Source organism: Brevundimonas sp., assembly GCF_031412435.1.
In the GTDB taxonomy this organism is placed as follows: domain Bacteria; phylum Pseudomonadota; class Alphaproteobacteria; order Caulobacterales; family Caulobacteraceae; genus Brevundimonas.
The window spans coordinates 1-26,679 of the sequence record NZ_JANODA010000002.1 but is presented as its reverse complement, the minus strand read 5'-3'; the positions used below and the strand labels follow the sequence as shown (position 1 = coordinate 26,679).

Annotated in this window: 31 protein-coding genes and 1 tRNA gene; 15 read left to right on the top strand and 17 right to left on the bottom strand. The window is 67.6% G+C overall.

Features of this window, described 5'->3' with window-relative positions; translation table 11 throughout:
- The 5 genes from RMO01_RS00240 to hemC form a co-directional block, all read right to left on the bottom strand.
- A partial coding sequence (locus tag RMO01_RS00240) for a NotI family restriction endonuclease (RefSeq protein ID WP_309627035.1) occupies positions 1-430 on the bottom strand: 430 nt, incomplete at its 3' end.
- Positions 431-434: 4 nt separating this feature from the next.
- Positions 435-1,472 (bottom strand): site-specific DNA-methyltransferase, encoded by a 1,038-nt coding sequence (locus RMO01_RS00235; protein ID WP_309627034.1) that lies wholly within the window; start codon positions 1,470-1,472, stop codon positions 435-437.
- A gap of 309 nt (positions 1,473-1,781) precedes the next feature.
- Positions 1,782-1,857, bottom strand: a tRNA-Thr gene (locus RMO01_RS00230).
- A gap of 40 nt (positions 1,858-1,897) precedes the next feature.
- The gene (locus tag RMO01_RS00225; RefSeq protein ID WP_309627033.1) at positions 1,898-2,578 is read right to left on the bottom strand and encodes a uroporphyrinogen-III synthase; all 681 of its coding nucleotides are present in this window, start codon (positions 2,576-2,578) and stop codon (positions 1,898-1,900) included.
- Positions 2,579-2,581: 3 nt separating this feature from the next.
- On the bottom strand, positions 2,582-3,532 hold the full coding sequence (gene hemC / locus RMO01_RS00220) for a hydroxymethylbilane synthase (protein ID WP_309627032.1): 951 nt from the start codon (positions 3,530-3,532) through the stop codon (positions 2,582-2,584).
- Between the two features lie 45 nt (positions 3,533-3,577).
- Here hemC and tsaD point away from each other — a divergent pair, with 45 nt between their 5' ends.
- From tsaD to RMO01_RS00205, 3 genes are read left to right on the top strand one after another with little or no spacing between them, the layout of a single operon-like run.
- Positions 3,578-4,711, top strand: coding sequence for a tRNA (adenosine(37)-N6)-threonylcarbamoyltransferase complex transferase subunit TsaD (gene tsaD, locus RMO01_RS00215; protein WP_309627031.1), 1,134 nt, complete (start codon positions 3,578-3,580; stop codon positions 4,709-4,711).
- An 8-nt stretch (positions 4,712-4,719) separates the two neighbouring features.
- On the top strand, positions 4,720-5,718 hold the full coding sequence (locus tag RMO01_RS00210; protein ID WP_309627030.1) for an NAD(P)H-dependent glycerol-3-phosphate dehydrogenase: 999 nt from the start codon (positions 4,720-4,722) through the stop codon (positions 5,716-5,718).
- Complete coding sequence (locus tag RMO01_RS00205; RefSeq protein WP_309627029.1) at positions 5,715-6,092, top strand: Rieske (2Fe-2S) protein; 378 nt, start codon at positions 5,715-5,717, stop codon at positions 6,090-6,092. The genes RMO01_RS00210 and RMO01_RS00205 overlap by 4 nt, the downstream gene beginning before the upstream one ends.
- A gap of 3 nt (positions 6,093-6,095) precedes the next feature.
- Here RMO01_RS00205 and RMO01_RS00200 read toward each other — a convergent pair whose 3' ends face one another.
- Positions 6,096-6,881, bottom strand: coding sequence for an AraC family transcriptional regulator (locus RMO01_RS00200; RefSeq protein WP_309627028.1), 786 nt, complete (start codon positions 6,879-6,881; stop codon positions 6,096-6,098).
- 254 nt (positions 6,882-7,135) lie between these two features.
- On the opposite strand from RMO01_RS00200, the gene RMO01_RS00195 reads away from it, so the two are divergent.
- Complete coding sequence (locus RMO01_RS00195) at positions 7,136-7,729, top strand: isochorismatase family protein (protein WP_309627038.1); 594 nt, start codon at positions 7,136-7,138, stop codon at positions 7,727-7,729.
- Between the two features lie 13 nt (positions 7,730-7,742).
- On the opposite strand, the gene RMO01_RS00190 is transcribed toward RMO01_RS00195, so the two are convergent.
- Genes RMO01_RS00190 through RMO01_RS00170 form a run of 5 tightly spaced genes read right to left on the bottom strand, consistent with a single transcriptional unit; the run spans position 7,743 to position 12,389 of the window.
- Positions 7,743-8,246 (bottom strand): phasin family protein, encoded by a 504-nt coding sequence (locus RMO01_RS00190; RefSeq protein WP_309627027.1) that lies wholly within the window; start codon positions 8,244-8,246, stop codon positions 7,743-7,745.
- A gap of 23 nt (positions 8,247-8,269) precedes the next feature.
- Entirely contained in the window at positions 8,270-9,022 is a 753-nt protein-coding gene (locus RMO01_RS00185) for a creatininase family protein (protein WP_309627026.1), read from the bottom strand.
- A gap of 45 nt (positions 9,023-9,067) precedes the next feature.
- Positions 9,068-9,661: a TetR/AcrR family transcriptional regulator gene (locus tag RMO01_RS00180; protein WP_309627025.1), complete on the bottom strand. Its 594-nt coding sequence runs from the start codon at positions 9,659-9,661 to the stop codon at positions 9,068-9,070.
- The gene (locus RMO01_RS00175; RefSeq protein WP_309627024.1) at positions 9,661-11,265 is read right to left on the bottom strand and encodes a DHA2 family efflux MFS transporter permease subunit; all 1,605 of its coding nucleotides are present in this window, start codon (positions 11,263-11,265) and stop codon (positions 9,661-9,663) included. Before RMO01_RS00175 ends, RMO01_RS00180 begins: the two co-directional genes overlap by 1 nt.
- Positions 11,262-12,389, bottom strand: a complete 1,128-nt coding sequence (locus tag RMO01_RS00170) for an HlyD family secretion protein (protein WP_309627023.1) — start codon at positions 12,387-12,389, stop codon at positions 11,262-11,264. Before RMO01_RS00170 ends, RMO01_RS00175 begins: the two co-directional genes overlap by 4 nt.
- A gap of 98 nt (positions 12,390-12,487) precedes the next feature.
- Between RMO01_RS00170 and RMO01_RS00165 the strand changes: the two genes are divergently transcribed.
- The 3 genes from RMO01_RS00165 to RMO01_RS00155 all read left to right on the top strand — a co-directional run bounded on the left by RMO01_RS00165 (position 12,488) and on the right by RMO01_RS00155 (position 15,952).
- Positions 12,488-13,813, top strand: coding sequence for an NAD(P)/FAD-dependent oxidoreductase (locus RMO01_RS00165; RefSeq protein WP_309627022.1), 1,326 nt, complete (start codon positions 12,488-12,490; stop codon positions 13,811-13,813).
- A gap of 62 nt (positions 13,814-13,875) precedes the next feature.
- Positions 13,876-14,550 (top strand): endonuclease III, encoded by a 675-nt coding sequence (gene nth / locus RMO01_RS00160; RefSeq protein WP_309627037.1) that lies wholly within the window; start codon positions 13,876-13,878, stop codon positions 14,548-14,550.
- A gap of 61 nt (positions 14,551-14,611) precedes the next feature.
- Complete coding sequence (locus RMO01_RS00155; RefSeq protein WP_309627021.1) at positions 14,612-15,952, top strand: amino acid permease; 1,341 nt, start codon at positions 14,612-14,614, stop codon at positions 15,950-15,952.
- On the opposite strand, the gene RMO01_RS00150 is transcribed toward RMO01_RS00155, so the two are convergent.
- Both RMO01_RS00150 and RMO01_RS00145 read right to left on the bottom strand, forming a co-directional pair.
- Positions 15,924-16,826 carry a transporter gene (locus tag RMO01_RS00150; protein WP_309627020.1) on the bottom strand — a complete coding sequence of 301 codons (903 nt, stop codon included), beginning with the start codon at positions 16,824-16,826 and terminating at the stop codon, positions 15,924-15,926. The genes RMO01_RS00155 and RMO01_RS00150 overlap by 29 nt on opposite strands.
- Positions 16,799-17,503 carry a hypothetical protein gene (locus tag RMO01_RS00145; RefSeq protein ID WP_309627019.1) on the bottom strand — a complete coding sequence of 235 codons (705 nt, stop codon included), beginning with the start codon at positions 17,501-17,503 and terminating at the stop codon, positions 16,799-16,801. The genes RMO01_RS00150 and RMO01_RS00145 overlap by 28 nt, the downstream gene beginning before the upstream one ends.
- Before the next feature lie 112 nt (positions 17,504-17,615).
- Here RMO01_RS00145 and RMO01_RS00140 point away from each other — a divergent pair, with 112 nt between their 5' ends.
- Positions 17,616-18,626 carry an adenosine kinase gene (locus tag RMO01_RS00140; RefSeq protein WP_309627018.1) on the top strand — a complete coding sequence of 337 codons (1,011 nt, stop codon included), beginning with the start codon at positions 17,616-17,618 and terminating at the stop codon, positions 18,624-18,626.
- A 187-nt stretch (positions 18,627-18,813) separates the two neighbouring features.
- Here the strand turns inward: RMO01_RS00140 and RMO01_RS00135 are convergent, their stop codons facing one another.
- Genes RMO01_RS00135 through RMO01_RS00120 form a run of 4 tightly spaced genes read right to left on the bottom strand, consistent with a single transcriptional unit; the run spans position 18,814 to position 20,683 of the window.
- A complete protein-coding gene (locus tag RMO01_RS00135; RefSeq protein WP_309627017.1) occupies positions 18,814-19,284 on the bottom strand; it encodes a hypothetical protein in 471 nt (156 codons plus the stop codon).
- 21 nt (positions 19,285-19,305) lie between these two features.
- Positions 19,306-19,905, bottom strand: a complete 600-nt coding sequence (locus RMO01_RS00130; protein WP_309627016.1) for a Smr/MutS family protein — start codon at positions 19,903-19,905, stop codon at positions 19,306-19,308.
- 4 nt (positions 19,906-19,909) lie between these two features.
- The gene (locus RMO01_RS00125; RefSeq protein WP_309627015.1) at positions 19,910-20,149 is read right to left on the bottom strand and encodes a helix-turn-helix transcriptional regulator; all 240 of its coding nucleotides are present in this window, start codon (positions 20,147-20,149) and stop codon (positions 19,910-19,912) included.
- Complete coding sequence (locus RMO01_RS00120; protein ID WP_409013021.1) at positions 20,150-20,683, bottom strand: DUF2975 domain-containing protein; 534 nt, start codon at positions 20,681-20,683, stop codon at positions 20,150-20,152.
- A 645-nt stretch (positions 20,684-21,328) separates the two neighbouring features.
- Between RMO01_RS00120 and RMO01_RS00115 the strand changes: the two genes are divergently transcribed.
- From RMO01_RS00115 to RMO01_RS00085, 7 genes are all read left to right on the top strand, one after another.
- Complete coding sequence (locus RMO01_RS00115) at positions 21,329-21,931, top strand: non-canonical purine NTP pyrophosphatase (RefSeq protein ID WP_309627014.1); 603 nt, start codon at positions 21,329-21,331, stop codon at positions 21,929-21,931.
- Positions 21,924-23,063 (top strand): radical SAM family heme chaperone HemW, encoded by a 1,140-nt coding sequence (gene hemW / locus RMO01_RS00110; RefSeq protein WP_309627013.1) that lies wholly within the window; start codon positions 21,924-21,926, stop codon positions 23,061-23,063. Before RMO01_RS00115 ends, hemW begins: the two co-directional genes overlap by 8 nt.
- Before the next feature lie 26 nt (positions 23,064-23,089).
- Positions 23,090-23,965: a 16S rRNA (cytidine(1402)-2'-O)-methyltransferase gene (gene rsmI / locus RMO01_RS00105; protein WP_309627012.1), complete on the top strand. Its 876-nt coding sequence runs from the start codon at positions 23,090-23,092 to the stop codon at positions 23,963-23,965.
- The gene (locus RMO01_RS00100; RefSeq protein WP_309627011.1) at positions 23,962-24,366 is read left to right on the top strand and encodes a YraN family protein; all 405 of its coding nucleotides are present in this window, start codon (positions 23,962-23,964) and stop codon (positions 24,364-24,366) included. Before rsmI ends, RMO01_RS00100 begins: the two co-directional genes overlap by 4 nt.
- A 41-nt stretch (positions 24,367-24,407) precedes the next feature.
- On the top strand, positions 24,408-25,223 hold the full coding sequence (locus RMO01_RS00095; RefSeq protein ID WP_309627010.1) for a transglutaminase family protein: 816 nt from the start codon (positions 24,408-24,410) through the stop codon (positions 25,221-25,223).
- 88 nt (positions 25,224-25,311) lie between these two features.
- Complete coding sequence (gshB, locus tag RMO01_RS00090; protein WP_309627009.1) at positions 25,312-26,265, top strand: glutathione synthase; 954 nt, start codon at positions 25,312-25,314, stop codon at positions 26,263-26,265.
- A gap of 114 nt (positions 26,266-26,379) precedes the next feature.
- A partial coding sequence (locus RMO01_RS00085) for a magnesium chelatase domain-containing protein (protein WP_309627008.1) occupies positions 26,380-26,679 on the top strand: 300 nt, incomplete at its 3' end.

Below are 26,679 nucleotides of genomic sequence, written 5' to 3'. Positions count from 1 at the left end.
CTTTGCTAGCAACAAAGCGCTGGCGCTCCGGCCATACCGTGCCCGTCGTATCGAGTGTCTGAAGTTCAATCGCAACAAAGTCGCGGACCTTACCGCCACGGATGGACGCGAGAATGTAATCAATGCTCCCGCCGGGAACCGAAATCTCAGACACGATGTGGAGTTCATTGCCGGGTTCGTGGCCGGTCAAGAGGTGCAAGCAGTCGATGAAAATTTGGCGTCGCTCAAGCAAGCGCAGCGGGCAAATCATCACCGGCCCGCTGCCGTAGGCGACAGTGCAGGTTCCGATTGCGATTTCCGACTGGCTCTTACGGGTCTTGTAGCATCGCTTTTCCACAAAGGGGCAACGCTGGGCAGCGACGAGCGCAACCCAATCGGGCTGGACGATAGCACCGGTATCGTGTCCAAAAAGATCGACGATCTTAGTCACTACGCTAAACCAGACGCTGTCGTAGGCGGACTTCGGTCATGTCCGCGTAAGTTTGGGATATGTCTATTCCGATCCCGTTCCGACCCAAAGATCGCGCAACGGCCAATGTCGTGCCCGTGCCGCAGAATGGATCGAGCACGACGCCGCCGGGCGGACAAGTCGCCATGATGGGGATACGGCAGAGATCGGCAGGGTATGGCGCGAAGTGCGAATCTCGATTCTGGGTATCTTCGGGCACAATATCCCAAACGTCGCTAGGTTTGCTTCCGTTCGGATGATACTTGAGAAAGTAGAAACCCTTGTTTTGAAGCTCTTTGGCCCGACCAGAAATCTTAATGCTGTCAGAATGGGTTGTCCGTTGCTGATTTCGGATCACCATTCGAAAATCAGAAATCTTTTCGCCGCGAACATCCTCAAGGACAGCATTCAGTGCCGCCAGCGCGGAGATTTTTTCAGTTGGTGATAGCGACGTACTTAATTCAATCTGGCGTTTATAACGTACACCGGTAACGCCAGTTGCAGACACCACTGAGCCATTTACAATAGACGATGATCGAGGTTTCGAGCGAATTTCGTCTGCATTGTAAAAATATCTGCTTTGCTTGACGAAATGAAACACGTATTCGTGGATATTGCGCAGTTTATCTTTAGAATTGTCAGGAGCCCCTTTGACTTTATTCCAAATCACATCATTTCGAAGAATCCACTTCCCCCCATCCATCAACGTGAGGGCCACCCGCCACGGAATGCCGAGAAGCGCCTTCGCACGGTAGGTGTCACCGAGGTTCAGCCAAAGCGAACCCTCGGGTTTGAGGACGCGATGAACTTCTTCCAGAATGCCACTCAGATTAGCGATGTAATCCAGATAGGACGGCTCCTCGCCGATCCCCCCGGTGTCATACTCACGATGTCCCCAATACGGCGGCGACGTCAGGCACATGTCCACGGTACCGCTCGGAAACGTGGACAAGATCGCCAGCGCGTCTCCGCAATGGACGGAGAAATGAGGAGCAATCGGCTCGTGGCCCTCGTTCGGAATCATTCGCGGTTTGGAGTCCATCGGCTTGTTTAAGGGGAAGCGGGCGGTTTTGTCTCCACTAACGCGGTCAAGCGGACGGATGTACTCACAGGTGGGTCTTAGCCACGGCGAGCATAAGGGTCACCATCGCTGAAAGAAGCCGCACCGTTTCCAAATTGCCGGAGTGGACCAGGCCACAATGCGCCCCAAGGCCCGTCAGAGCCCTTGGAACGATCTCAATCGGTCCTGAGAGCATCCCTCGCCGGACCCACCACAGCGCCCAACGGGAAGGCACGTCCGCCTCAGGCCGGGTCCATGTCCTACGGGAAGAGGTGGTGCCGCTTAGGTGACTCGAACACCTGACCCCCGCATTACGAATGCGATGCTCTACCAGCTGAGCTAAAGCGGCTTGTCGGCGAGGGCCGTGGGCCTCGCGCGAGAGCGGCTGTTTATACGCCGACGCGGGGATTGCCAAGGGCCGCCAGCAGGGCCACCTCGGTCGAGGCCGCGGCGATCCGCACCTCGGCGAAACCGGTGTCCGCAATCGGTTCGGCGGCCGTGGCGGAGATGGCGAGCGCCAGGCGAAGGGGCGACCGGTCCCTGAGTGCCACCGCGAGGGCGCGACCGGCGCGCGGGGAATGGATCAGGACGGTGTCCCAGTCGTCGGGGGGTGAGGCATCCGTTTCCTGTGCGCCGTAGACGGGCATCGACCGCAGTCGCGCCGCATCGCCGACGGCGGCACCAAGATCGCCTGCGGGCTCCGCCGCGCCGGGGTGCAGGACCGACAGGCCCCGGGCCCCGGACCGGAGGAGGGCGGCCAGCGCCGACAGGTCCCCGTCGGCCGACCTGACCGAGGCGAACCCCGCCTCGCTTGCGGCGCGGGCCGTGGCGTCGCCGACCGCGAAGACGGGCAGGGATCGTTCGGTCGACAGGGCCGCGAACGCCGCAACGCCATTGAGGCTCGTGAAGGCGAGCGCCTGCACGCCGTCCAGGTCGAGCGTGACGTCGAGCGGACGGATGGCCAGGAGCGGCACGACCAGCGGCGTGTGTCCCAGGGCCGTCAGGCGCTCGGCCGTCCGGTCCGCACCGGGTCGGGCGCGGGTCACCCAGACGCGGTGGATATCGGCCAAGGCCTAGGCCGGGACGCTCTGGTCGCCCGCGGCGGCATGGACCTCGTGGCCGAGACGGAGACCCAGGTCCCGGGCGCGTTCCATGGCCGGTCCGGATGCATCGGGGTCGCTCAGCAGCGCGATCTCGCCCGCCCGACGCCAGCGGGCGGTGCCGTCGGGGGCCAGCATTTCGGTGGTCAGGGTCAGGCGATCGCCGTCGATGTGCGCATGGGCGCCGACGGCGGTGCGGCACGATCCTTCGAGCGCCACCATGGCGCCCCGTTCTGCGGCGACGGCGAGGGCGGTCGGGCCGTGGTTCAGGGCGTGGACCCAGGCGTGGTCGGTGTCATCCTCTCGCGTCTGCAGGGCCAGGGCCCCCTGACCGGGCGCCGGCAGGAAGGCATCGACCGACAGGAAGCCACGGACGGCATCGGAGCGGCCGAGACGGTTCAGGCCGGAGGCGGCCAGCAGGATGGCGTCGAAATCTCCCTCGGCCGCCCGGCGCAGCCGGGTGTCGATGTTCCCCCGCAGCATCTCGATCTGCAGGTCGGGACGGAGCGCGAGCGCCTGGGCCTGACGCCGCAGGGAGGCGGTGCCGAGGCGACCGCCGTGGGGCAGCTGCTCCAGCGCGTCGAAGTCGCGGCTGATGAAGGCGTCGCGGGCGTCCTCGCGCTCCGGGATGGCGGCGAGAGTCAGGCCGGGCGGCTGTTCTGCGGGGACGTCCTTCATCGAATGGACGGCGATGTCGATGCGGCCGTCGAGCAGGGCCTCCTCGATTTCCTTGGTGAACAGGGCCTTGCCCCCGACCTCCATCAGGCGACGGTCCTGGATCCGGTCGCCTGTGGTGACGATCTCGACGAGGACGACCTGTTCGAGGGTCAGATCCATGGCGGCGGCGATGGCGCGCTGCATCATGCCGGACTGGGCCAGGGCCAGGGCGGAACGACGGGTGCCGATGCGGATGAGGGGAGCCATTGAGTTGCGCGGGTCCGGCGGGGTCGCTACCTCGACCCGATGAGTATGGGCGCGGACTATAGCAGCGGCATCGGGGCGGCAACCAATCCCGCAAAGGGGGACCACCTGACGGTGCTGGGGCTCGAGACCAGCTGCGACGAGACGGCGGCCTCGGTGGTGCGGCTGACGCCGGACGGAGTGGCGACGGTGCTGTCGTCGGTGGTTCACTCCCAGATCGACGATCATGCGGCGTTCGGCGGGGTCGTGCCCGAGATCGCGGCCCGCAGCCATGTGGAGATGATCGACGGCGTGGTGCGGCGGGCCATGGCGAATGCGGGACTGGGCTACAGCGAGCTGGACGGCGTGGCGGCCACCGCAGGGCCGGGTCTGGTCGGCGGGGTCATGGTGGGGTTGGGGTTCGGCAAGGCCGTGGCCCTGGCGCGAGGGCTGCCGCTGGTGGCGGTCAACCATCTGGAGGGTCATGCGGTCTCGGCCCGGCTGGGGGCGAAGGTCGCCTATCCCTTCCTGCTGCTGCTGGTCTCGGGCGGCCACTGCCAGCTGCTGGAGGTGCGCGGCATCGGCGACATGAGCCGGCTGGGCACCACCATCGACGACGCGGCGGGCGAGGCCTTCGACAAGATCGCCAAGGCCATGGGGCTGGGCTATCCGGGAGGACCGGCGCTGGAGCGTGCAGCGGAAGGTGGCGACGGATCGCGCTTTGACCTGCCGCGCGCCCTGCTGGGTAGAAAGGACTGTGATTTTTCCTTCTCGGGCCTGAAGACGGCGGCTTCCCGTCTGGCCCAGACCTGCGAGACCGATCAGGATCGGGCCGACCTGGCCGATGCGGTCCAGGCCGCCATCGCGCGCCAGCTGTCGGAACGGTCGGACCGGGCCATGGCGGACTATGCAGACAGGCACGAGCACCGGCTTTTTGTAGTCGCGGGCGGCGTTGCGGCCAACAGGACGGTGCGACGGGTGCTGGAGGCGACCGCGGCGAAGCGCGGCTTCGGCTTCCTCGCCCCGCCCATGGCCTATTGCACCGACAACGCGGCGATGATCGCCCTGGCCGGGGCGGAACGGCTTCAGCTCGGGCTGGTTTCGGATATCGACGCGCCCGCCCGTCCGCGATGGCCGCTGGACGAGGCGCGCGCACTGGCCGATCCTGTCCATCCGACCGGGCGCAAGGGCGCGAAAGCTTGAGGGATGCAATGAGCTATCGCACCGCAGGGATCATCGGCGCAGGGGCCTGGGGTACGGCCCTGGCCCTGGTCTGCGCCCGCGCAGGGCTGGACGTCATCCTGCAGGCGCGCGAGCCCGAGGTGGTCGAGAGCGTCACCAATCGCCGGATCAACGAGGCCTTCCTGCCGGGGGTCGTGCTGGACGACCGCATTTCTGTGACGGCGGAGTTGTCCGGCCTGTCGGAGTGTGACCTCGTGCTGGCTGTGCCGCCGGCCCAGTTCATGCGCTCGACGCTGGAAGCCTATGCGCCGAATCACAAGCCGGGGGCGCCGATCGTCCTATGCTCCAAGGGCATCGAGCGCGGCTCTCTGAAGCTGATGACAGGGGTGCTGGCGGAGACCATTGCAGATGCGCCTGCCGCCGTCCTGTCGGGACCCAGCTTCGCCGCCGACGTGTCCAGGGGGCTGCCCACCGCCGTAACACTGGCCTGCAAGGATGCGGCGCTGGGCGAGGCCCTGATGGAGACCCTGTCGGGTCCCGCCTTCCGGCCCTATCTGGCGACCGATTTGATCGGGGCGGAGGTCGGCGGGGCGATCAAGAACGTGCTGGCCATCGCCTGCGGCATTTCCGAGGGCCGACGACTGGGGCGATCCGCCCATGCCGCCCTGATCACGCGCGGCTTCGCCGAGATGACGCGGTTGGGGGTCGCGCTGGGGGCCGAGCCTGAGACGGTGGCGGGGCTATGCGGCCTCGGCGATCTGGTCCTGACCTGTTCCAGCCCCCAGTCGCGCAATATGAGCCTGGGTCTGGCGCTGGGCGAGGGCCAGACCCTTGAACAGGCGCTGGCCGGCAAGCGGTCGGTGGCCGAGGGCTACGAGAGCGCGCCGGCGGTGCGCGAACTGGCGCGGAAGATGGGCGTGGAAATGCCGATCTGCGAGGCGACGGCGGCCCTCCTGGCCGGCGAGACCACCGTGGATGCGATGATCGAGGGGCTGCTCTCGCGTCCGCTGAAGGCCGAGCGGGAATGAGCGACGCGGCCCCGGCCGAGCGCAAACGGGTCTGGACCACCCCCGCGAACGTCGCCCTCTGCGCGATTGACGATATCAAGGAGCCCGGCTCAAGGGGCTTCGTGCTGCAGATCGGCGAAGCCTATTTCCACGGTTTCGTGGTGCGCAAGGACGGCGAAGTCGCGGGCTGGGTCGATCGTTGCCCGCATGCCGGTTTTCCGATCGCGGTGGAGCTGGATCGCTATCTGACGCCGGACGGATCGCTGATCCTGTGCGGCTGGCACGGCGCGGTGTTCGAGCCGCTGTCGGGGGCCTGCGTCGGCGGGCCCTGTGCCGGCGGAAAGCTGACGCCCTGGCCCGTCGAAGCCGAAGGCGGCATGATCCGGACGGCCTGAGCCTCACTCTGCAGGGTGAACCTCCATCCGACCCGTGCGGAAGGCCACGGGGGTCTGTCCCGTCACTGCACGGAAGGCCTGGGCGAAGCGGCTGGGACTGTCATAGCCGACGGCTGCGGCGACCTCTCCTACCGAACGCGTCGGGTCAGCCAGAAGTTTCTGGGCGACGGTCAAGCGGCGCAGACGGATCCATCTGGCCGGGGAAGCGCCCATTGAGCGCTTGAAGGCGCGCGCAAAATGGAAAGGCGACAGGTCGACCAGCATGGCCAGCTGGGCGATCGGCAGGGGCTCACCCAGCCGGGTCTCAACATGCTCGCGCAGCCGGCCGAGCTGGCGTGCGGTCAGGCCTCCCACCTGCCGCGGCCGCGAGGGGCTGCGCCTCGGTGGTCGTTCCAGACTGAGCAACAGGCTCCGCAGCAGGCTCTCGGCCAGAGCGGGTTCGTCCCCCGATTCAAACAGCCGTTCCACCAGATCGTTCACCAACCGGTCCGCCACGACCCGGTTCTCCCCGGCCCCCGCGATCGCGAAGGCGCGGCCCGTCAACCGCCCGACCGCCGCCTCGGTGATCGACAGCGCCAGAACGTCCTGAGCGGTATGGGCGGGGACGGTGGCTGATCCGCCGGGTGGGATCACCAGGTAGAAGTCGGGTGCAAGGCATTGTTTCAGCCGGGCCGCGTCCGGTGGAGTCCCAGCGGCGTCACGCGAAAGATGATTGATCCGCACGACGATCATCCAGACCCCCTCGGCCCGGACGGCCACAGGTCCGTCCGGTCGGCTTGCGCGGGCCATCCGGACTCCGTCCCACATCGCCGCAGCCGGGGGCGCAAGGACAGCAAATCCTGGCGCGCCTTCCAACGCAGGCAAGGTCATTGTCACCCCGTTCCTATCCTGGACCGGACTTGCCGAGGATTCCGAGAATGCGTTCATCCTTAATCGCCGCTGTTGTTGTTCTCCTGGTATCTAGTGTCTCAAGTGTCCGGGCAGAAGAGCCGACCCGGTCGGCTCTACATGCCCCGTCCATCGATGACACAGTGTTGATCTATGTGGACTACGTGACCGGTCTCGACAATCTCATCACAACGATTCCAGGGCCGCAGTTCCGGAACAACATTACGGCATTCGCGCGCTTCAATCCGCTGTTCAAGGTGCCGACCATCGTGCTCGGTGAGGAAAATGAATACTACGGTACATTTCTGCCCGAGATCACGGAGCATGTGACGCACGACACCCACCGGTTCAACCGGACCCAGGTGTCGGGCTATACGCCCGAGGTCAGGGCATGGCTCGCGTCCACCGGCAGGCGGACGATCGTCATCGGCGGCATATCCATCGACAACTGCACCCTGCACACGGCTCTCGACCTGCTGCGTGACGGATACAGGGTCTATGTCATCACCGATGTCTCGGGCTCGAACAGCAGCCTGGCGGAACAGGACGCCCTCGCGAGACTGCGGGATGCCGGAGCTGTGACAGGCGGATGGCTGACCACCCTGACCGACTTAGGCCGCGACTTCGCCTCTCCGGATTACGGCCGGGGGATGATGGAGATCATCCAGGCACACTGGCCGGCGTCAACCACCGGAACGGTGCTGGACACCACACCCGACGGCCACGGTATGCAACCGCCGGCGCGTTGACCGCGGCGCCTGCCTAGCGCTTCAGCCGTTTCGCATTGGCCACGGCGGCCGAATGGATCGGTTTCAACGCGTCGGCCTGGGCCTTCAGCAGTTCTGTGTTCAGGGTCAGCATCTGGCCCGCCGCACGGCCCCACCAGGCGACCGCATAGTTGTAGTGGGCGGTTGCGGCGGCGTGGGGCGAGCCGGCCGAGGCGATGGCGGATGCGGCGCGCTGGGCGTGGCCGACCTCGTCCATGGCCGATTTCGACACGCGGGCGGCGAGGTCGCCCAGATTGCCGGCGACTGCGGCGGCCGAGGCGCTCATGGCCTCGACCTTTTCCGTGCTCATCAGATGCATCTCGGCCATGTCGGCCTTCATCGGATTGGCCAGACCTTGGGCCATGATGTTCAGCCGGGCGGCGATGACGTCGGACGCAGCCCGCATCATTTCCCCCCCGCTGGCGGAGTTGTTGGCAGCGGACTGGGCGTTCTTCACCGCGCGCTTGCCGTCGCGGATCGTCTTGTCGAGCAGGGTCATGGGATGGGCTTGGGCCGCTTTCCTCAGCCGGGCAAGACTTCATCGGCGAAGGCGGCCACGTCGCGGATCAGGGCGGGCACAGCCGCATCGATGATCCGCTGGCCCTTCTCCGGGCTCGCCTGCGCCGGATCGGAGCCGATACGGCCGTCGGGGAAGCGAGCGCGGTAGTCCAGGGCGTCGCGGATCGGGCCGCTGGGCGCGATCTTCGGCGAGTAGTCGGCCGTCTTGATGCGATCCGGATACGCGGCCTGGGTCACGGCGATCTCGGACGGGGTCGCATGCATGCCGTGGCCGGTCGGGAAGATCTGGTTGCACAGGCTGTTGACGCCCGGCAGGTCCCACCAGTTGCGCAGCTTGAGCACGAAGGGGGCGCTTTCCTCGACGAAGCTCCATTCGGCGTAAAGTTCCGAGAAGGTCGCCTCGATGGTGGCGACGTTGCCGCCGTGGCCGTTGAGGAAATAGATCCGTTCGAAGCCGTGGCGGCTCAGTGACGACACCCAGTCGGTGATCGCGGCCATGAAGGTCGAGGGGCGCAGGCTGATCGTGCCCGGGAAGGCCAGGTGGTGCTGGGCCATGCCGATGTTGAAGGTCGGGGCGATCACCAGGCTGTCGTCGGTCTTTTCCGCGGCGTGGGCGATGATCTCCGGACACATCCAGTCGGTGCCCAGAAGGCCGGTCGGACCATGCTGTTCGTTCGAACCGATCGGCACGATGACGGTCTTTGTGGTCTTCAGGCGCGCGTCGATCTCGGGCCAGGAGGAATAGGCGATCAGCATGGAAATACTCCGAAGGCGGGACTGCCGCGTCTTACGCCGGGTCGGTCAGGGCGCGAAAGCCCGGATGAACCGTTCGGCCGTTTCGCGGGCACGGCGGCTCTGGTCAATGTCAGGCTCGTCGACGCCCAGGATGCCGCGCAGGTAGCCGTGGCCCATGGTCATGCCGGTGAACATCTCGGCCGCCGCCGTCGGGTCGGGTACGCGCATGAAGCCCCGGGCGTCCTGTTCGGCCAGCCAGGTCGACAGCCGACGCAGGCTCTCGCCCGGCCCGGCGTGATAGACGGCCTGGGCCAGGTCGGGGGCCTGGGGCGAGATCAGGGCGACGCCGCGCATCGCCGAGCGCCCTTCCGCGCTGCACAGCTTGTCGAGCATGGCCCGGGCCAGGGCGGTCAGGACCTCGACCGGCTCACCGCCCGTGCGCAAAGGGGCCGTGATGGCGTCCGAGCGGCGTTCCGCCATGGCGCGGCCGATCTCCACCTTGGAGGCATAGCGGTTGTAGAGGGTCTGTTTCGACACTCCGGCCCGGCGCGCGATCTGCTCCATCGAGGCCGCCCCGCCCTTTTCGGCGAACAGGGCCATGGCGGCGTCGAGGATCGCCTCCGACTTCTTCTCGTCGATCTGTCCGATGACGCGAGGCATCAGTGCGCGTCCGCCGGAGGAGGTGTTCCCGTGCCCGGCTTCACGGGTCGGGCCAGCAGGGTCAGGAAGGCGCAGGCCGCACAACCGATGGCCAGCATGGCGAAGGCGTCGCCGAACGCGAGCGTCGTCGCCTGGCGCTGCAGGATTCCATAGACGGCCTTCATCGCCGCGCCTTCCGGATCGATCGAGCCGGACATCATCGTGGCCATGCCGGCCAGCATCTCCTGCATCTGGACCGAGGTCTGCGGGATGGCCTGGGTCAGCTCGCTCATGTGAAGGGCGGTGTTGGTGGTCAAGGAGGTGTTGAGGAAGGCCAGTCCGAAGGCGCCGCCGACGTTGCGGAACAGGTTCACCAGGCCGGAGGCGTTCTTGATCATGTGCGGCGGCAGGGTCGACATCGTCACCTGCTGGGCGGCGATCATCGCCAGCATGACGCCTGCGCCGCGCAGGGCCTGAACCCCGGCGAACTCCCAGAAGCCCCATTCGGTGGTGACGGCGTGGGCGTCCCACATGCCCCAGGCGCACATCATGAAGCCGCCGAACATCAGGATCCGCAGGTCCACGACCCGCACCAGCCGTCCCGCGAACGGACCGGTCAGGAACATGGCCAGGCCGGAGACGACCATGGTGGTGCCTACCTCGGCCGGCGAATAGTCGCGCACTCGCGCCAGGAACAGCGGCAACAGGAAGGTGCCTCCGAACAGGGCCGCGCCGACCGTGAAGGTCATGATCACCCCCACCAGGAAGTTGCGGTTGTTGAAGGCCCGCAGTTCGACCACCGGATTGTAGTAGGCCAGCGAGCGCCAGATGAACGCCGGGCCGCACAGGGCCGCGACCACCGTCAGCAGCAGGATCTGGTCATCGGCGAACCAGTCGTTCTTCGATCCCTCTTCCAGCACGAACTGCAGGCTCATCAGGAAGGTCGCCATCAGGCCGAGGCCCCACCAGTCGAAGCCCTTCGACAACGAGGGATCGCCCTTGTCGAAGTTGGCGAAACGCCAGACGAGGAAGAAGGAGAGCAGGCCGAAAGGGACATTGATGAAGAACAGCCAGCGCCAGCTGGCGATCTCGGTCAGGTGGCCGCCCAGGGTCGGACCGACTGTGGGCGCCAGGGTCACGATCAGGCCGATGAAGACCGAGGCGGTGACCCGTTTCGACGGCGGGAAGGCGGTGAAGGCCACGGCGAATACGGTCGGGATCATGGCCCCGCCGACGAAGCCCTGGATGGCCCGGAAGAAGATCATCACCTCGACCGAGGAGGACAGGCCCACCGCGATGCTCATCAGGATGAAGCCCCCGCAGCTGAACAGAAAGACCTTCTGGGTTCCCCACAGCCGCGACAGATACCCCGATAGCGGGATCATCACGACCTCGGGGATCAGATAGGCGGTCTGGATCCAGCTGATCTCGTCGGCCGAGGCGCCGATCCCTGACTGGATCTGGGGCAGGGAGGCGGCGACGATCTGGATGTCCAGGATCGCCATGAACTGGCCGATGACCATCCCGGCGAAGCCGAGGATCAGGAAGGTCCAATTGATCTTTGGCTCAGCGATGGGGAGCTCGGCGGCAGGACTCGCGGCCCCGTCCATCGTGGCGGAGGTCATCGGGCGGCCGTAGTTCCAGCGTCGGCGAGGCGCGTCTGGCCTGTCGCGGCCTCGGCGAAGGAGGCGCCGCCCTCGCTCTTCAGGTCGACCTTGACCTCGACCGACAGGCCGGGCCGCAGGGCCGCGCCGCCCCCTCCAGGAAGATTGGCCGCGCGGTTGACCAGGATGCGGACGGGCACGCGCTGGGTGATCCTGGTGAAGTTGCCGGTGGCGTTCTCGACCGGGATCAGGGCGAACTCCGAACCCGTGGCCGGGGCGAAGCTGTCGATGCGGCCGGTCAGGTCCACCCCGGGGAAGGCGTCGGCCTCGATGTGGACGGTCTGGCCCAGACGCAGTCGGGCCAGTTGGGTCTCCTTGAAGTTGGCCACGACATAGGTCTCGCCCAGCGGCACCAGCGACAGCAACTGGCCGCCCGGTCGGACGTATTGACCGGCGCGGACGCCGCGCGCGCCGACGACGCCGGCGGCGGGGGCGCGGATCACGGTGCGATCCAGATTGATGCGGGCCTGTTCGACGGCCGAACGAGCCTGATCGACGGCGGCCAGGCTCTGCTGGCGGGTCGAACCGAGGACGCCGGCGGTACGCTGTTCGGCGACGAGGGCGGCCTGGGCCTGGGCGACGGAGGCGGCGGCGGTCTGGGCGCCGGCCTGCTCGGTCTCGATGCGCTGCTGCGAGACCCAGCCCTGACGCTGCAGGGTGGTGTAGCGATTGACCTGAGCCTGGGCGAGCTCAGCCTGGGCGCGGGCCTGGGCGACGCCGGCGGCGCGCGAGGCGATCAGCGCCTGTTCCTGGGACGCGCGGGCGTCGACATTGTCTACTGCGGCCAGCAGGGCGGCGAGGTTGGCCTCGGCCGCGGCCAGTTCGGCTTTCGCGTCGGCGTCGTCGAGACGGACGAGGATCTGGCCGGTGTGGACCCGCTGATTGTCGGTCACCAGAACCTCGGCGACATAGCCGTCGATCTGGGGGCTGACCAGGGTGACGTCGGCCTGGACGAAGGCGTTGTCGGTGGTCTCCCACCGCTGCTTGTTCTGCCACCAGGCGGCGCCGCCGATGATCAGGCCAATGGCGACGACCCCTCCGATGATCAGCGGGAGGCGTTTCTTCAAGACGGGAGCGAGGGCCATGCGTAAGAATCTTCAGGAGTGGGCGTCGGGGAGGACGGCTGTAAAATGGACTCAATCGTCCAGAAATCAATCCCCTTGCGACGCGGCGTGAACACGTCATGTTTCGCGCTGTTCACCCTGCCTTCCTGAGCGACCTGATCTCCCTTCCCTCCTCCATCGATGTCGCGGTGATCGGCGCGGGCGCCGCGGGGCTTTCGGCCGCCCGTCGACTGGCGCGCGCGGGCGTGGCCGTGGTCGTGCTGGAGGCTCGCGACCGGATCGGCGGGCGGGCCCACACGGTTGACCGCGAGGACATGGCCATCGACCTCGGCTGCGGCTGGCTGCATTCGGCCGACGAGAATGTGCTCTGCGCCTTGGGGCGCGAGGCTGGGTTCACGATCGACGAAACCCCGCCGCCGTGGCGCCGGCACGCCTTCGACCTCGGCGTCACGCCGCAGGAGCAGGCCGAGTTCGCCGAGGCCTGGGCCGCCTTCGACGAACGGGTGGCCGAGGCGGCGAAGGCGGGCGACGACCGCCCGGCTGCGCACCTGTTTACCCCCGGCGAGCGCTGGAATGAGCGGATGAGCGCCATCTCCGGCGCGCTCAACGGGGCGACGTTCGCCGAGGTCTCGACGCTCGACTACCACGCCTACAGGGACACGGGCGTCGACTATCGGCTGGTCGAAGGCTACGGCAGCCTGATCGCTTCCCTGGGCGAGGGCGTGCCCGTGGTGCTGAACTGCCCGGTCGAGCGCATCGACCGGTCGGGAGCCCGGCTGACCATCGAGACGGCACGCGGCGTGATCGAGGCCCGGTCGGTGGTCCTCACCCTGCCGACCTCGGTGCTGGCGTCCGAAGCCGTGCGGTTCGATCCGCCCCTGCCGGACGTGATCGAGGCGGCGGCCGGCGCGCCGCTGGGGCTGGCGTCCAAACTGCATATGGCGGTTTCGGGCTGGGAGGAATTTCCGGAGGACAGCCAGCTGTGGGGGCGCAGCGACACGGCCCAGACCGGGGGCTATCACCTGCGTCCCTTCGGCCGGCCGATGATCGAGGGCTATTTCGGCGGCGACCTGGCCTGGGGGCTGGAGGCCGAAGGCGAGGCGGCCTTCTTCGACTTCGCCAGTTCCGAACTGGCCCATCTGCTGGGATCGAGCTTCCCCAAACGACTGCGCGTGCTGTCGACCTCGATGTGGGGCGACGAGCCGTTCTCCATGGGGGCCTATTCCCACGTCCTGCCGGGACTGGGCGATCGCGAGACCGGGGCCCGTGCGCGTCTGGGACGACCGATCGAGGACCGCATCTTCATCGCCGGCGAGGCGACCTCGCACGGCTTCTACGGCACCTGCCACGGGGCCTGGATGGAGGGCGAGCGGGCGGCGGTCGAGGCGATCACAGCCCTGGGGGTCGACCCCCGCCTGTCCGATCCCGAGGCACGCCAAGGTTGACGAAGCGTCCCAAGGTCACCGGAAATCCGACGGCTCCCGGCGGTCGCAAGCCGGGCAGCATCATGACCGGCGCTCCGATCCCCATCTTCGCCTTTCCGCCGGATGAGGACCGGGTCGAGGACATCTTCACCCGCCTGGCCCGCGTCATGCCGGAACCGAAGACCGAGCTCAATTTCACCGATCCCTTCACCCTGGTCGTCGCGGTCGCCCTCTCGGCCCAGGCGACCGACGTCGCGGTCAACAAGGCCACCGACAGACTGTTCGCGGTCGCCGACACGCCGGAGACGATGCTGGCGCTGGGGGAGGAAGGACTGGTCCCCTTCATCGCCTCGATCGGCCTCTATCGGAACAAGGCCCGGAACGTCATCGCGCTAAGCCGGATCGTGCTCGAACAGCACGGGGGGGTCGTGCCCCTGAACCGCACGGACCTGCAGGCCCTGCCCGGTGTGGGACGCAAGACCGCCAGTGTCGTCCTGAACGAACTGGGCATCGAGCCGGCCATCGCCGTCGACACCCACGTCTTCCGCGTCTCGCACCGGCTGGGCCTGGCCAACGCCGCGACGCCCGACAAGGTCGAGGATCAGCTGCACCGGATCGTGCCCGAGGCCTTCCTTCACAAGGCGCACCACTGGCTGATCCTGCACGGCCGCTATACCTGCACGGCGCGAAAGCCGAACTGCGCGGGTTGCGTTATCAACGACCTGTGCCCCTCGCGGGGGCTGATGGCGGCGCTCTAGGCCGAACGCCGGCTGTGGGTTATCGAGCGCGAAGACGGCGCGGCCGTCGGGGAGCCTGCCGATGACGACCGAAACCACCCTGCCCGATCCGGACCGCGGCCATCTGCTCCGCGTGCTGGGAGTGACCTTCGGCATCGCCGTGGTCGTCGGGGGGGTCATCGGGCAGGGCATCCTGCGGACGCCGGGCGTCGTCGCCTCGGGTGTGCAGAGCCCGGCCTGGATCATCGCCCTGTGGGCCCTGTGCGGTCTGGTCGCCTTCATCGATTCCATGTCGACGGTCGAACTGGCCGCCTCGATTCGCCAAACGGGCGGGCCTTACGCCTTCGCACGGCGCGCCTTCGGATCGCTGACGGGGCTGGCGGTCGGGGTCTGCGACTGGCTGGGCAACATGGGCGGGATCGCCTTTATCGCCGTGGTCTTCGGCGAGTATCTGCACCGGCTCGGAGTTCTCACCGCCCTGCCGATCGGCGTGCTGGCGCTGGCGGCTGTCGTCGCCGTGGGTTGCGTCCAGTGGCTGGGCACCAGGGTGGGCGGCCGGTCGCAGGAGATCGGCAGCGCGGTCAAAGCCGCCCTGTTCGCCATCCTGATCGCGGGCCTGTTCTTCGCGCCCCGCGGCGTGCCCGTCGCGACCGTGGTGGAGCCTGCGACGGCCGTCGCCCTGACCTTCGCCGGGATCGTCATGGCGCTCCGGGCTATCTCTGGCACCTACTACGGCTGGAACGGCGCCGCCTATTTCTGCGAGGAGGTGGTCGATCCCGGCCGCAGCATCGCCAAGGCCACCTTCTCCGGCATCGCCGTGGTGACGGTCATCTATGTACTGGCGAACCTGGCGTATCTGAACGTCCTGACGCCGGCGGAAATGGCCGGATCGAACCTGGTGGCGGCGGACGCGGCCGGGCGTGTGTTCGGCGCGGCGGCGGGGCCTGTGGTCACCGCCGTCAGCCTGATCTCGCTGGTGACGATATTGAACGCCATGGTCATGGTCTTCCCGCGCGTCCTGTTCGCCATGGCGCGGGGGTATCAGGTGCCGGGGCTGTCAGGCGTAGCCGCCAATGGCACGCCGCGCCTGGCCCTGATCGTCACGGTCGTGACCGGCGGGTTGCTGGCGACGATTGGAGTCTACGAGACTCTGCTGGTCTTCTCGACCGCCCTGCTGGCGCTGATGAGCGTGCTCGTGAACGCCGCCGCCATCGTGGTGAGGGTGCGCGAGCCGGGGCTGGAGAGACCGTGGAAAATGCCGCTCTATCCCCTGCCGGCCCTGATCGCCCTGACGATCAACGCGGCCCTGTTCGTTGTCTTCGTGGTCGAGGATCCCGTCACGACGGCCAAGGCTTTCGGCGCCCTGGCCGCGCTGATCGTCCTCGCCTGGTTCGTTACGCGCCGGAAGCCAGTCGCGTCCTGACGGCCTCGGCGAACAGCCGCCCGCCGTCCGGAGCTTGCGAAAGATAGAAATCGGGTTCGACCAGTTCGGCTTCCATCAGGACCCAGTTCGATCCGCATTCGACCATGTCGATCCGGGCGTAGAGCAGGGGCTCCTCGATCACCGCGAGTACCCGTTCGGCAAGGGCGACGGCCCCGGCGGGCGGTTCGGGGACGTAGGTGTAACCGCCGCCGTACTGGACCTGGACGCGGAAATCGCCGGCCTTGGCGCGCTTCATGACCGCATGGCTGAACCGTCCGCCGAAGAAGAGCAGGGAGATTTCCCCGTCCGCCACCAGCTCGGACAGGAAGGGCTGGATCATGGCGGCGCCGTCGGGGGCGTCGGTCAGGGCCTCGCCGCGCGAGAGTTTCACGGTCTTCCAGGCGCCGCCCGAAACGGTTGGCTTGACCACGAGGGTGTCGGTCCCGAACCGGTCGAAGGCGGCGTCGATTTCTTCCTGCGCGACCTGATCGCTCCATGCCGTCGGCGGGATCGGAATCCCCGCCGCTTCCAGCCGACGCAGATAGGATTTGTCCGAGTTCCAGCCGAGCACCGAGGCCGGGTTGGCGATCTTCAGACCCGCCTCGCCCCACAGTCTGGTCGCCGCCAGCCAGTCGGTGTGGCGCTCGTAATAGCCCCAGGTCAGGACGCCCAGCACCAGCGGATAGTCCATCAGGCCCGTGGCATCCTCGACATGGTCGGTCCAGGCGGTCGGGACGGCGGTGAAGTCGGCCATGGCCAGCGCCGTCGACAGACGCTCCAGCACGACGGGCCAGTGGCTCTTGTAGGCCGGGTCGTCGGCGGCCGGGGTCAGTATGGCGATCTGGGTCAGGACGGGTTCTCCAGCGAGGAACAATCGCCGCCCAGGGCCTGCGATCCTTGCGCCGCCCGATACCCCAATTCGCGATTGCCCGAAGTCGAAATCAGATAGGTCAGGCTGCGCTGTTCGTCCGGGCCGGCCTCGACGACCCAAGCCTCGATCCGCCCGTCAGGCGTTGGCACTGTCTCTTTCCCGGTCACCCGCACCGAGAAGGTCCCGAACCCCTTGTCGTATTGCCAGTAGGGCAGGGCGAACTCCGCACCTTCGGCCAGAGGCAGGGCGGCGAAGGTCTGGCCGAACAGATTGCCCTCCCAGACCGGCCCGCTCAGGGGCACGTTGATCGGGGTGGAGACGCCGCCCTCGATCCTCTCGCCGGTGATCCGGTCAGGCCCATAGGCCAGGCGCACATGAACCTGGCCCTGACGCGTATTGATCATGGAGATCGGGCGAAGGCTCGCCGCCTCCAGCACAAACGCGTCGCGCATGTCGAAGGCGCCGCCGTTGACCGACTGATGCACGACGATGCGCAGCACGGGCTGTCCGTCCACGGTGTCCCGCTCCACCGTCTGCCAGGTCACGCCGATGGGGCGCGAGGCGCCGTCGCGGGTCGTGGCCAGGACGAAGCATTTCCGCTCCTCACTCAGGCGGCCGCCGTCCGGGACGACCGTCGGAGCGGCGGTTTGCAGCGCGAGGGCGGCAAGCAGGGTCAGCATGGCGATCTCCGGGGAGTGAGGCGGCGATGTTGCGACCCGCCGGTCGCGCCGCAAGTGAAGGTTCGGTAATCCGCCTCTGGCGCGGGACGATCCGGCCCGCTATGGGGCGGCCATGACCCAGAACACCGCCACCTACGACGTCTGCGCCGTCGGCAACGCCATCGTCGACGTCCTGTCGCCGTGCGACGACGCCTTCCTGATCGCCCAGTCCCTGACGCCCGGCTCGATGCAGCTGGTCGACGAGACCCAGAGCGCGGCCCTCTACGACGCCATGGCGGCGGGCGTGGAGGCCTCGGGTGGCTCGGCCGGCAATACGGTCGCGGGCGTGGGCAGCTTCGGCGGTCGCGCCGCCTATGTCGGCAAGGTCGCGCCGGACACCCTGGGCGAAGTCTTCAGCCATGACATCCGCGCCTCGGGCGTTCATTTCGACACCCCGGTTCTGGAAGGCGGCGCCGGTACCGGCCGCTGCCTGATCAACGTGACCCCGGATGGCCAGCGCACCATGTGCACCTTCCTCGGTGCTGCGAACCAGCTGGGCGTCGAGGATATCGACGCCGACCTGATCGGTTCCAGCGCCATCGTCTATCTGGAAGGCTATCTGTTCGATCCGGCCCCGGCCCGCGCCGCCTTCGAGGCCGCCGCCGCCGCCGCCCACACGGCGGGCCGCAAGGTCGCCATCACCCTGTCGGACACCTTCGTCGTCGCCCGCTGGCGCGCCGAACTCCTGGCCTTCATCGAGGCCTCGGCCGACATCGTCCTGGCCAACGAGGGCGAGCTTGCCGCCCTGTTCGAAACGGAAGACTTCGACGTCGCCGCCGCGAAACTGGCCTCGATGGTCGAGATCGCCGCCATCACGCGCGGCGAACACGGCTCGGTCATCCTCTCGGGCGACGAGCGTGTCTCCGTCGCCGCCTATCCCGTCGGCAAGGTGGTGGACACCACGGGCGCCGGCGACCAGTACGCCGCCGGCTTCCTGCTCGGCGTCGCGCGCGGCCTGACGCTGGAACAGTCGGGCAAGCTGGGTTCGCTGGCGGCTTCGGAAGTCATCGCCCACTGGGGCCCCCGCCCGATGGTCAATCTGGCCGATCTGGCCGCCGAGAGCGGCCTGACGCTGACGGCCTAGGCCGAACCGGGCGCCCGGACTCTGAATTCAGAGTCCAGATAGTCCGTTGAGTCCGGATGCGACCCGGACCGCACTGTGATGTCAAAGACCGGCCCGCAGTCTATCACGGCGCCGGACAGTGATGGGTATAGAGGCTCCGCCCTCGACAAAGGTTCGTCGGAACAGGGCGTTATCGTCGCGCCGGATGTTACCCTGGATCGGCCTTGCGCCAGGCGCGCAGCGCCTCCTGGTCGACCAGATCCGCGACGGCGACGGTGGCGTCGATCGACAGGCCTGACGGCAAATCGCGCGCATAGGTCACGAACCAGTCGCCTTCGCGGCCCGACAGGGCGTCGAGGAAGGGGATAGGCCCGCAACTGGTGAAGGTCGTGTGGCGGATGGCGATCCGCCCGGACGGCAGATCGCCCTTCAAAGCCAGGGACGGCACGAGAGTGGCGCTGAACCCGTCGCCTCCGTCCAGTTCGATGCGCTCGAAGGCGCTGGCCTCGGACAGGAAGATGGCGTCCGACCGGTCCCAAAGTTCGATCTGACGATTTCTGACACGCTCGGCAGCGGCCTCCGGAGTGGCGTCCACCAGGGGCGAACAGGCCAGGGCCGGCGCCGCCACGGCGGACAGGACGGCGGCGATAACCCAGACGGACAGGCGGTTTGCGGTCATGTCGATCCCTCCGCCTTCGGGCTAGCGCTTCAATGTGACGTAAATCGCGCCGTCTCCGCCGTGCCGCCGGTGGGCCATGGCGAAGCCCGACACGACGCCGCGCAGGGCGTGGCCCTGCAGCCATTCGTGGATGGAGGCGCGGATGACGCCGCCGCCCCCTCCTTGCGAAAGACGTCGGCCCTGACCGGTGACGACCAGAACGGCGCGGAGGCCACGGGCCTGCGACTGGGTCAGGAAGGCGCGCAGCTGGTCCTCCGCCTCGAACCGGCCGAAGCCGTGCAGGTCGATCGAGGCCTCGATCGGATCGCGCTCGCGCGACAGTCGGCGCTGGCGGCGGGGCTCCAGCTCCTCGGGGACCGAGCGAGGCGCAGGCGCGGGCATCGGCAAGGGTTTGGCGGACCCTGCGGAGGCCGCCCGGATCTTCGTCGAGGTCTTCGGCTTGCCGAGGACCGGCGGCCTGGGCGCCTTGATCGTCTCGGGCTTCAGCGGCTCGTCGGGCAGGAGGGCGCCGGGCGTCACGCGGGCGGCCTTGCGCATCTTCGGCGGGGTCACCGAACCGGAGACCCGGGCCCAGATGCGGCGGTCCTCGGTCGTCAGGTCGGGAGGCGGTCGCCGCGCCATGACGTCAGGCGTCTTCGCCGTCGGCCTCAGCCTCCGGCGGGCCGGGCTCATGGACCAGCAGGTCGCCGGGCTGGCAGTCCAGTTCGCGGCACAGGGCGTAGAGGGTCGAGAACCGGACGGCCCGCGCCTTGCCGGTCTTCAGGATCGACAGATTGGCAAGGGTGACCCCCACGCGATCCGCCAGCTCGGTCAGCGACATGCGCCGCTCGACGAGCATTTTGTCGAGCTGTACGCGAATGGCCATCTAGATCGTTAGCTCTGACTCACGGCGCAAACGGGCGCCTTCCTTGAACACCTCGGCCAGGACGAAGACGACCAGGACCGAGAAGACCGGGGTCAATAGCTCACCGACGCCTTGCGAATCCATCACCCCGGGCGCAAGGCGCGCGGCGACCAGTCCCTGGACCAGCCAGACGCCGCCAGTGACGATGGCCAGGATCAATCCGATCTGGCGCAGCCGGCGCACATTCTCGGGGCGGAAGGGGTCGCCCACGGTCAGGGTGCGGAAGATCATCCGCAGATTTCGCAGGATCAGCAGGAAGCCGCCGAAATAGGCGGTCAGGGCCCCCACGCCGAACAGCAGCAAGGGCCGGGTCAGCGGCTGTTGCCGGCCGCCTGTGTCGTTGGAGACGGTGATGTTCAGATTGGCCAGCGGAATGAAGATCGAGGCCAGGAAGACCAGGAGCAGGACCGCAGTGATGATCATCAGCAGCACATAGGCCACGTCCAGCGCGATCTTCAGCAGGCTGGAAACGGAGCCGGGTCCCAGAGTCCTCAAGAGGGGGGTCTTGAACGGCGCGCGGATGCCTTTGGGCATCTTCGGCAGGCGCAGCTCAGGCCGGGTGAGGGACATCGACAGCTCGGGAAAGAATCTGGGCCGGAATCCTGGCCGCGAGGACCGCGTGGGGTTCGAGAAAACCCCTACGCGGTCTTATACATCGCGATCTTCTTCAACGGCGTCAAAAGCCTCTTCGTTCTTGGTTGCCGTCGTTCGGCTCGAGAGCCTCACCGGATCGGCAACCAGGGGATTGTAGAGAGCCCGGACTTTCGTCGCTCAAGCAGCGAGCGACCGCGTCGCGAGCGGCAGCGACACCTGTATCAGAAAGCCTGCACCAGGATGGCGACCAGGGCGGTCGGCAGGGCGGCGAGCAGGGCGGCGTTGATCAGCAGCGCGCCGACCTTGTCCATCATCAGCGAGGCGTTCATCGTGTTCATCGTTCTATCCTTCGATCCTGAGGCGGGTCATTAATGCCCGCTTCTGTGTGCCACGGGGTTCGGATTTGCCCATCTGGGTAGTTCCGGGGAACGTTGTGGCCGCCGTTCTTGAGATCATAGATAGGACGTGCGGGTCGGTCAGTCACGTTACATATCGTTTAACGATATTAAACTTAGGCAATGAAATGTTTCACGGGCGTGATCGCGGATGAAGTTGAAGCTTATCAAAGGGATGCGGCTCGTGGCTGCGACTCACAACGCCGGCAAGGCGCGTGAAATCGATGCGCTGCTGGACGGACATTACACGGTGGTCACCGCCGGAGAGTTGAATCTGCCCGAACCGGCCGAGATTGAAGCAAGCTTTGTCGGCAACGCCATGCTGAAGGCGCGTCATGCCGCCCAGTTCTCGGGCGAGGTCAGCCTCGCCGACGATTCCGGCCTGTCGGTCGCGGCCCTGGACGGGGCGCCCGGCATCTTTTCGGCGCGCTGGGGCGGTCCTGAGCGGGACTTCGACGCCGCCATGAGGAAGATCGAGACCCGGCTGGAGGAACTCGGGGCGACCGATCGCTCGGCCTGGTTCACTTCGGCGCTCGCCGTGGCCTGGCCGGATGGGCCTTGTGTGGTTGTCGAGGGGCGGGTTGACGGGGTGGTGACCTTCCCGCCGCGTGGGACCAACGGCTTCGGCTACGACCCGCTTTTCATTCCCGATGGCTACGACCTGACCTTCGGCGAGATGACACCGGAGCTGAAGGACAGCCTCAGCCACCGCACCCGCGCCTTCGCCATGCTGAAGGCCGCGCTCATTGACTGATGCGGTGGCCGTCTATGTCCACTGGCCCTACTGCGCCCGCATCTGCCCCTATTGCGACTTCAACGTCGTGCGCGACCGGGGCTGGCGCGAGGAACAGGCGGTGCTGGTCGAGGCCATCCTGTGCGATCTGGAGGCCCAGGCGGCCCTGATCGGCGAGCGACCACTGGCCTCCATCTTCTTCGGCGGCGGCACCCCGTCGCTGATGCGGGCCGATGACGTGGCACGCATCATCGCCCGGGCGCGAGCCCTGTTCCCCGCCGGCGACATCGAGATCACCCTGGAGGCCAATCCCACCGACGCCGAGGCCGTCCATTTCGACGCCTTGAGGGAGGCGGGTGTCAATCGGCTGTCGCTGGGGGTCCAGTCGCTGGACGATACGCAGTTGAGGTTCCTCGGCCGCAACCATTCGGCCGACGAGGCGCGCCGGGCCATCGCCGTGGCCGCAGGCGTCTTCGACCGGCTGTCGATCGACCTGATCTACGCCCTGCCCGGCCAGACGGTCGCCGCCTGGACCTCCGCCATGACCGAGGCGCTCGACATGGGGTTCGAGCACGTCTCCCCCTATCAACTGACCATTGCCGAGGGCACTGCCTTCGCCCGCGCCACCGAGCGGGGGTCGCTGGTCCCGCCCGACGAGGACACGGCCGCCGACCTCTATGAAGCCACGCAGGCCGTGCTCGGTGCGGCCGGCTTCGAGGCCTACGAGGTCTCCAACCATGCCCGTGATCTGGCGGCCCGCTCCGCCCACAACCTGCATGTCTGGCGCGGCGCGGACTATGTCGGGATCGGCCCCGGCGCGCACGGGCGGCTGACGCTCGATGGCGTCCGCACAGCCACCGTCGCCCGGCGCCGCATCGCCGACTATGTCGAAGGCGTTGCCGCCGGAACACCGTGGAGCGAGCACGAAACGCAGGATCCTCGCGCGGCCGCCGAGGAGCGGTTGCTGCTGGGCCTGCGCACTGTCGAGGGCGTCACTCTGGCCGATCTGGCCGATCTGGCCGCTCTAGACCTCACCACGCGCGTCGATGGTCTGGTCGAGGACGGCTTCCTGGCGGTCGCTGACGGCAGGGTCGCGGCGACCGCGACCGGACGGCCCGTGCTGGATGCCGTGCTCAAGGCTCTGCTGACCTGAGCCCCGGTCTGTGGCACGGAGGGGCGATGAGCGAACCCGGCCCCTTTCCACCGACCGCCCCGCCGCCCCGGCACGTGTCGCCGGGGCTCTATCTGGTCGCCACGCCGATCGGGAACCTGCGCGACATGACCCTGCGCGCCCTCGATGTCCTCGCCGCGGCCGATCTGGTCCTGGCGGAGGACACGCGGGTGACCGCCAAGCTGCTGGGCGCCTACGGGCTGAAGGCCAAGCTGGAGCGCTGCGACGACCACGCCTCGGTCCGGGCCGCCGAGATCGCCATCGAGCGGGTGAGGGACGGTCAGGTCGTGGCCCTGGTCTCCGACGCGGGGACGCCGGTGATCTCGGATCCCGGATTCGTCGTCGCCCGGGCCTTCATCGCCGCCGGCCTGCCGGTCCATCCGATCCCGGGCGCCTCCAGCCTGCTGGCGGCCCTGTGTATCGCCGGCCAGCCGTCGGACCGGTTCCTGTTCGCCGGCTTCCTGCCGCCGAAATCGGCCGCGCGGAAGACGGCCCTGACCGAGGTCCGGGCCGCGCGCCAGACCCTGGTCTTCTTCGAGAGCGGGCCACGCCTGGCCGCCAGCCTCGCCGACATGGCGGAAGTGCTGGGGCCGCGCCCCGCCGCGGTGACCCGCGAACTGACCAAACTCTATGAGGAAGCGATCCGGGGAACGCTTCCCGAACTCGCTGCCGACCCGCGCTGCGACGGGCCCAAGGGGGAGATCGTCATCGTCATCGGCCCCGGCGAGGTCGAGACCGCCAGCGCCGCCGACGCCGATGCGGCCCTGACCGAGGCTCTCGCCCGTCTGGCTCCCGGCGAGGCGGCGTCCGAGGTCTCCCGCGCCCTCGACCTGCCGAGGAAGGCTCTCTACCGGCGCGCGCTGGAGCTGCAGGGCAAGGGATGAAGCCGCCAAAGGTCCGCGCCGCGCTCCCGGCCAGGCCGAAGGCGGCCTGGCGACAGGCGCTGGGCGGGCGAGCGTTTCGCGAGGGCCACGGCGCCGAATGGATCGCCGCCGCCTTCCTGATGCTGAAGGGCTATCAGGTTCTCGGCTTCCGGTTGAAGACGCGAGGCGTCGAGATCGACATCCTCGCGCGACAGGGAAGGACGGTCGTCGTCGTCGAGGTCAAACGCCGCGCGACAATCGACGCCGCGCTGCATGCTGTTGATAATCAACAACTGGAACGTCTGCGCGCGGCGGGCGCGGCACTGTTGCGCCAAAGACCCAGCTTTGCCGGTCTTGCGTTGCGGATCGATACTGTAGCGCTGGCCCCCGGGCGAATTCCGCGCCATCGTCGCAATCTCTAGTTTTCACCGGGGGGTGAAAACAGGTCGTCGGGGGACGGGCCGTGACGCGCGAAGAGGCGGAAGTCGCACTGGAAGAGGCCGGCCAGGCCGACGACGACGCGTTTCCGTTGCTGGATGCCGCCATCGCCTGCGCCCTGCACGACTATCCGTTCCGGGACCCCTCGCCCGCCCGCCTGCTGTCGGACGCCGCCGCCGAAAGGCTGGCCGAACGCATCGGCGGGGAAAGTCCGGACGACGCCCTGGCCGAGACCATGGCTGCCGACCTGCGGCTGAATGGCGACCTCCTGCGTTACGACGACCCGGCCAATACGGACGTGCTGGACGTCGCTGACCGTCGGCGCGGCCTGTCGGCGGCCCTGGCCGTCTTCTATCTCGATGCGGCGCGCCGCGCAGGGATCGAGGCCCAGGGCGTCGACTTCCCCAACCATTTCCTCCTGCGGGTCGAAACCCCCGCAGGACCCGTCGCGCTGGACCCGTTCAGCCAGGGGCGCGTCGTCATGCCGTCCGAACTGACACGTCGGGCCCTGCGCGCCGGCCTGACGCCGCACGTCGCTGATCGGCTGGACGTGTTGATGGCTCCGGTCAGCGACCGGGAGTGTCTGATCCGGCTCCAGAACGTCCTGTTCAGCCGCGCCATCAAGGCCGAGGACTATCTCTGCGCCGAACGCTCGGCCGTCCGTCGCGCCCTGCTGGATCCCGAGGACCACCGCCCGTGGCTGGACGTCGCCGCCGCCCGCGAGAAACAGGGCGCCCTGACCGGCGCGCTGGAGGCCCTGCGTCGCGCCCGCGCCGTCGCCGGCCAGGACGAGCAGATGCACCAGATGGCGTCTGACCGACTGAGGATGCGGCTTAACTGACGCCGTCCGGCGTGGGATACCGCCCGCGCCCTTGCGGCTGAGCCTCTCGCCGCCCATTACCCCTGAACGGTCACAGGGATCTTTCTTCATGCTTAAAGTCGCCATCCAGATGGACCCCATCGAGGCGGTCAACATCGCTTCGGACACGACCTTCTTCCTGGCCATGGAGGCGCAACAGCGCGGCCATCCGCTCTGGGTCTATGATTTCCGCACCCTGGCGCTGGAGGACGGCTCCCTGACCTGCCGCGCCCGACCGGTGGTGATCCGCCAGGTCCACGGCGACCACGTCACGATCGGCGAAGAGGTGAAGCTCGATCTCGGCAAGGATGTCGACGTCATCCTGATGCGTCAGGATCCGCCCTTCGACATGGCTTATGTCACAGCGACCTATCTCCTGGAGACGGTCCATCCGCGCACCCTGGTGGTCAATGACCCGGCCGAGGTCCGCTCTGCGCCGGAGAAGCTGTTCGCCACCCGGTTCGAGGGCGTCCAGCCTCCGACCCTGATCTCCTCCGACCCCGTCGCCCTGGTCGACTTCCACGAACGTCACGGCGACGTGGTGCTGAAGCCCCTGCACGGCGCGGCGGGCTCCGGCGTCGTCCGACTGAAGGCCGGCGATCCGAACCTTGAGGCCCTGATCGAGATCCACATGGCCGGGTCGCGCGACCCGCTGGTGATCCAGAAATTCATCCCGGCGGTGTCGAAGGGCGACAAGCGCATCATCCTGATCGACGGCGAGCCGGTCGGGGCGATCAACCGTATCCCGGCCAAGGACCAGGTGCGCTCGAACCTCCGCGTCGGCGGCACCGCCGCCCCGGTCGAGCTGACGGACCGCGACCGCGAGATCTGCGCCGCCATCGGCCCGACGCTGAAGGCGCGCGGCCTGATCTTCGTCGGCATCGACGTGATCGGCGACTATCTGACCGAGATCAACGTCACCTCGCCCACCGGCGCCCAGCAACTCAAGGCCTTCACCGGCGTCGATGCGGCGGCCCTGATGTGGGATGTGGTGGAGGCGAAGGTCCAAGGTTCCCGGGGCTAGGGATCAGGGCATCGATCGGGCCTAGTGCCTGTGCGATGCGCAAGTCTCGCACCAGAACCTCCTTGCCAACCCCTATAGTTCATGGTTCGTTCTCGTCGATATCGGGAGGGACAGATGCTCGCCAGCGTCGTCACGGTGGCTTTCGAGGGGGTGGATGCCCGACGGGTGGATGTGCAGGTCCAGCAGCTGCCGTCCGGCGACCAGTCGTCCTTCACCATCGTGGGCTTGGCCGACAAGGCCGTCGCCGAGAGTCGGGAACGGGTCCGGGGGGCCTTCGCCGGAATCGGCCTGTCCTTACCGGCCAAGCGGATCATCGCCAACCTGGCCCCGGCCGACGTGCCCAAAGAGGGTAGTCATTTCGACCTGCCCATCGCGCTCGCCCTGCTGGCCTCCATGGGCGTGATTCCGCCGGAC

What these genes read in the sequence shown, in the direction of transcription:
- RMO01_RS00165 (WP_309627022.1), top strand. Translation starts at nt 12,488, where the DNA reads ATGTTTCGCGCTGTTCACCCTGCCTTCCTGAGCGACCTGATCTCCCTT.
- RMO01_RS00125 (WP_309627015.1), bottom strand. Translation starts at nt 20,149, where the DNA reads ATGGCCATTCGCGTACAGCTCGACAAAATGCTCGTCGAGCGGCGCATG.
- RMO01_RS00185 (WP_309627026.1), bottom strand. Translation starts at nt 9,022, where the DNA reads ATGCTGATCGCCTATTCCTCCTGGCCCGAGATCGACGCGCGCCTGAAG.
- RMO01_RS00180 (WP_309627025.1), bottom strand. Translation starts at nt 9,661, where the DNA reads ATGCCTCGCGTCATCGGACAGATCGACGAGAAGAAGTCGGAGGCGATC.
- RMO01_RS00190 (WP_309627027.1), bottom strand. Translation starts at nt 8,246, where the DNA reads ATGACCCTGCTCGACAAGACGATCCGCGACGGCAAGCGCGCGGTGAAG.
- RMO01_RS00145 (WP_309627019.1), bottom strand. Translation starts at nt 17,503, where the DNA reads ATGCTGACCCTGCTTGCCGCCCTCGCGCTGCAAACCGCCGCTCCGACG.
- rsmI (WP_309627012.1), top strand. Translation starts at nt 23,090, where the DNA reads ATGAGCGAACCCGGCCCCTTTCCACCGACCGCCCCGCCGCCCCGGCAC.
- tsaD (WP_309627031.1), top strand. Translation starts at nt 3,578, where the DNA reads ATGGGCGCGGACTATAGCAGCGGCATCGGGGCGGCAACCAATCCCGCA.
- RMO01_RS00175 (WP_309627024.1), bottom strand. Translation starts at nt 11,265, where the DNA reads ATGACCTCCGCCACGATGGACGGGGCCGCGAGTCCTGCCGCCGAGCTC.
- RMO01_RS00140 (WP_309627018.1), top strand. Translation starts at nt 17,616, where the DNA reads ATGACCCAGAACACCGCCACCTACGACGTCTGCGCCGTCGGCAACGCC.
- hemC (WP_309627032.1), bottom strand. Translation starts at nt 3,532, where the DNA reads ATGGCTCCCCTCATCCGCATCGGCACCCGTCGTTCCGCCCTGGCCCTG.
- nth (WP_309627037.1), top strand. Translation starts at nt 13,876, where the DNA reads ATGACCGGCGCTCCGATCCCCATCTTCGCCTTTCCGCCGGATGAGGAC.
- RMO01_RS00200 (WP_309627028.1), bottom strand. Translation starts at nt 6,881, where the DNA reads ATGGCCCGCGCAAGCCGACCGGACGGACCTGTGGCCGTCCGGGCCGAG.
- RMO01_RS00170 (WP_309627023.1), bottom strand. Translation starts at nt 12,389, where the DNA reads ATGGCCCTCGCTCCCGTCTTGAAGAAACGCCTCCCGCTGATCATCGGA.
- RMO01_RS00210 (WP_309627030.1), top strand. Translation starts at nt 4,720, where the DNA reads ATGAGCTATCGCACCGCAGGGATCATCGGCGCAGGGGCCTGGGGTACG.
- RMO01_RS00135 (WP_309627017.1), bottom strand. Translation starts at nt 19,284, where the DNA reads ATGACCGCAAACCGCCTGTCCGTCTGGGTTATCGCCGCCGTCCTGTCC.
- RMO01_RS00130 (WP_309627016.1), bottom strand. Translation starts at nt 19,905, where the DNA reads ATGGCGCGGCGACCGCCTCCCGACCTGACGACCGAGGACCGCCGCATC.
- RMO01_RS00235 (WP_309627034.1), bottom strand. Translation starts at nt 1,472, where the DNA reads ATGATTCCGAACGAGGGCCACGAGCCGATTGCTCCTCATTTCTCCGTC.
- RMO01_RS00100 (WP_309627011.1), top strand. Translation starts at nt 23,962, where the DNA reads ATGAAGCCGCCAAAGGTCCGCGCCGCGCTCCCGGCCAGGCCGAAGGCG.
- RMO01_RS00115 (WP_309627014.1), top strand. Translation starts at nt 21,329, where the DNA reads ATGAAGTTGAAGCTTATCAAAGGGATGCGGCTCGTGGCTGCGACTCAC.
- RMO01_RS00155 (WP_309627021.1), top strand. Translation starts at nt 14,612, where the DNA reads ATGACGACCGAAACCACCCTGCCCGATCCGGACCGCGGCCATCTGCTC.
- gshB (WP_309627009.1), top strand. Translation starts at nt 25,312, where the DNA reads ATGCTTAAAGTCGCCATCCAGATGGACCCCATCGAGGCGGTCAACATC.
- RMO01_RS00205 (WP_309627029.1), top strand. Translation starts at nt 5,715, where the DNA reads ATGAGCGACGCGGCCCCGGCCGAGCGCAAACGGGTCTGGACCACCCCC.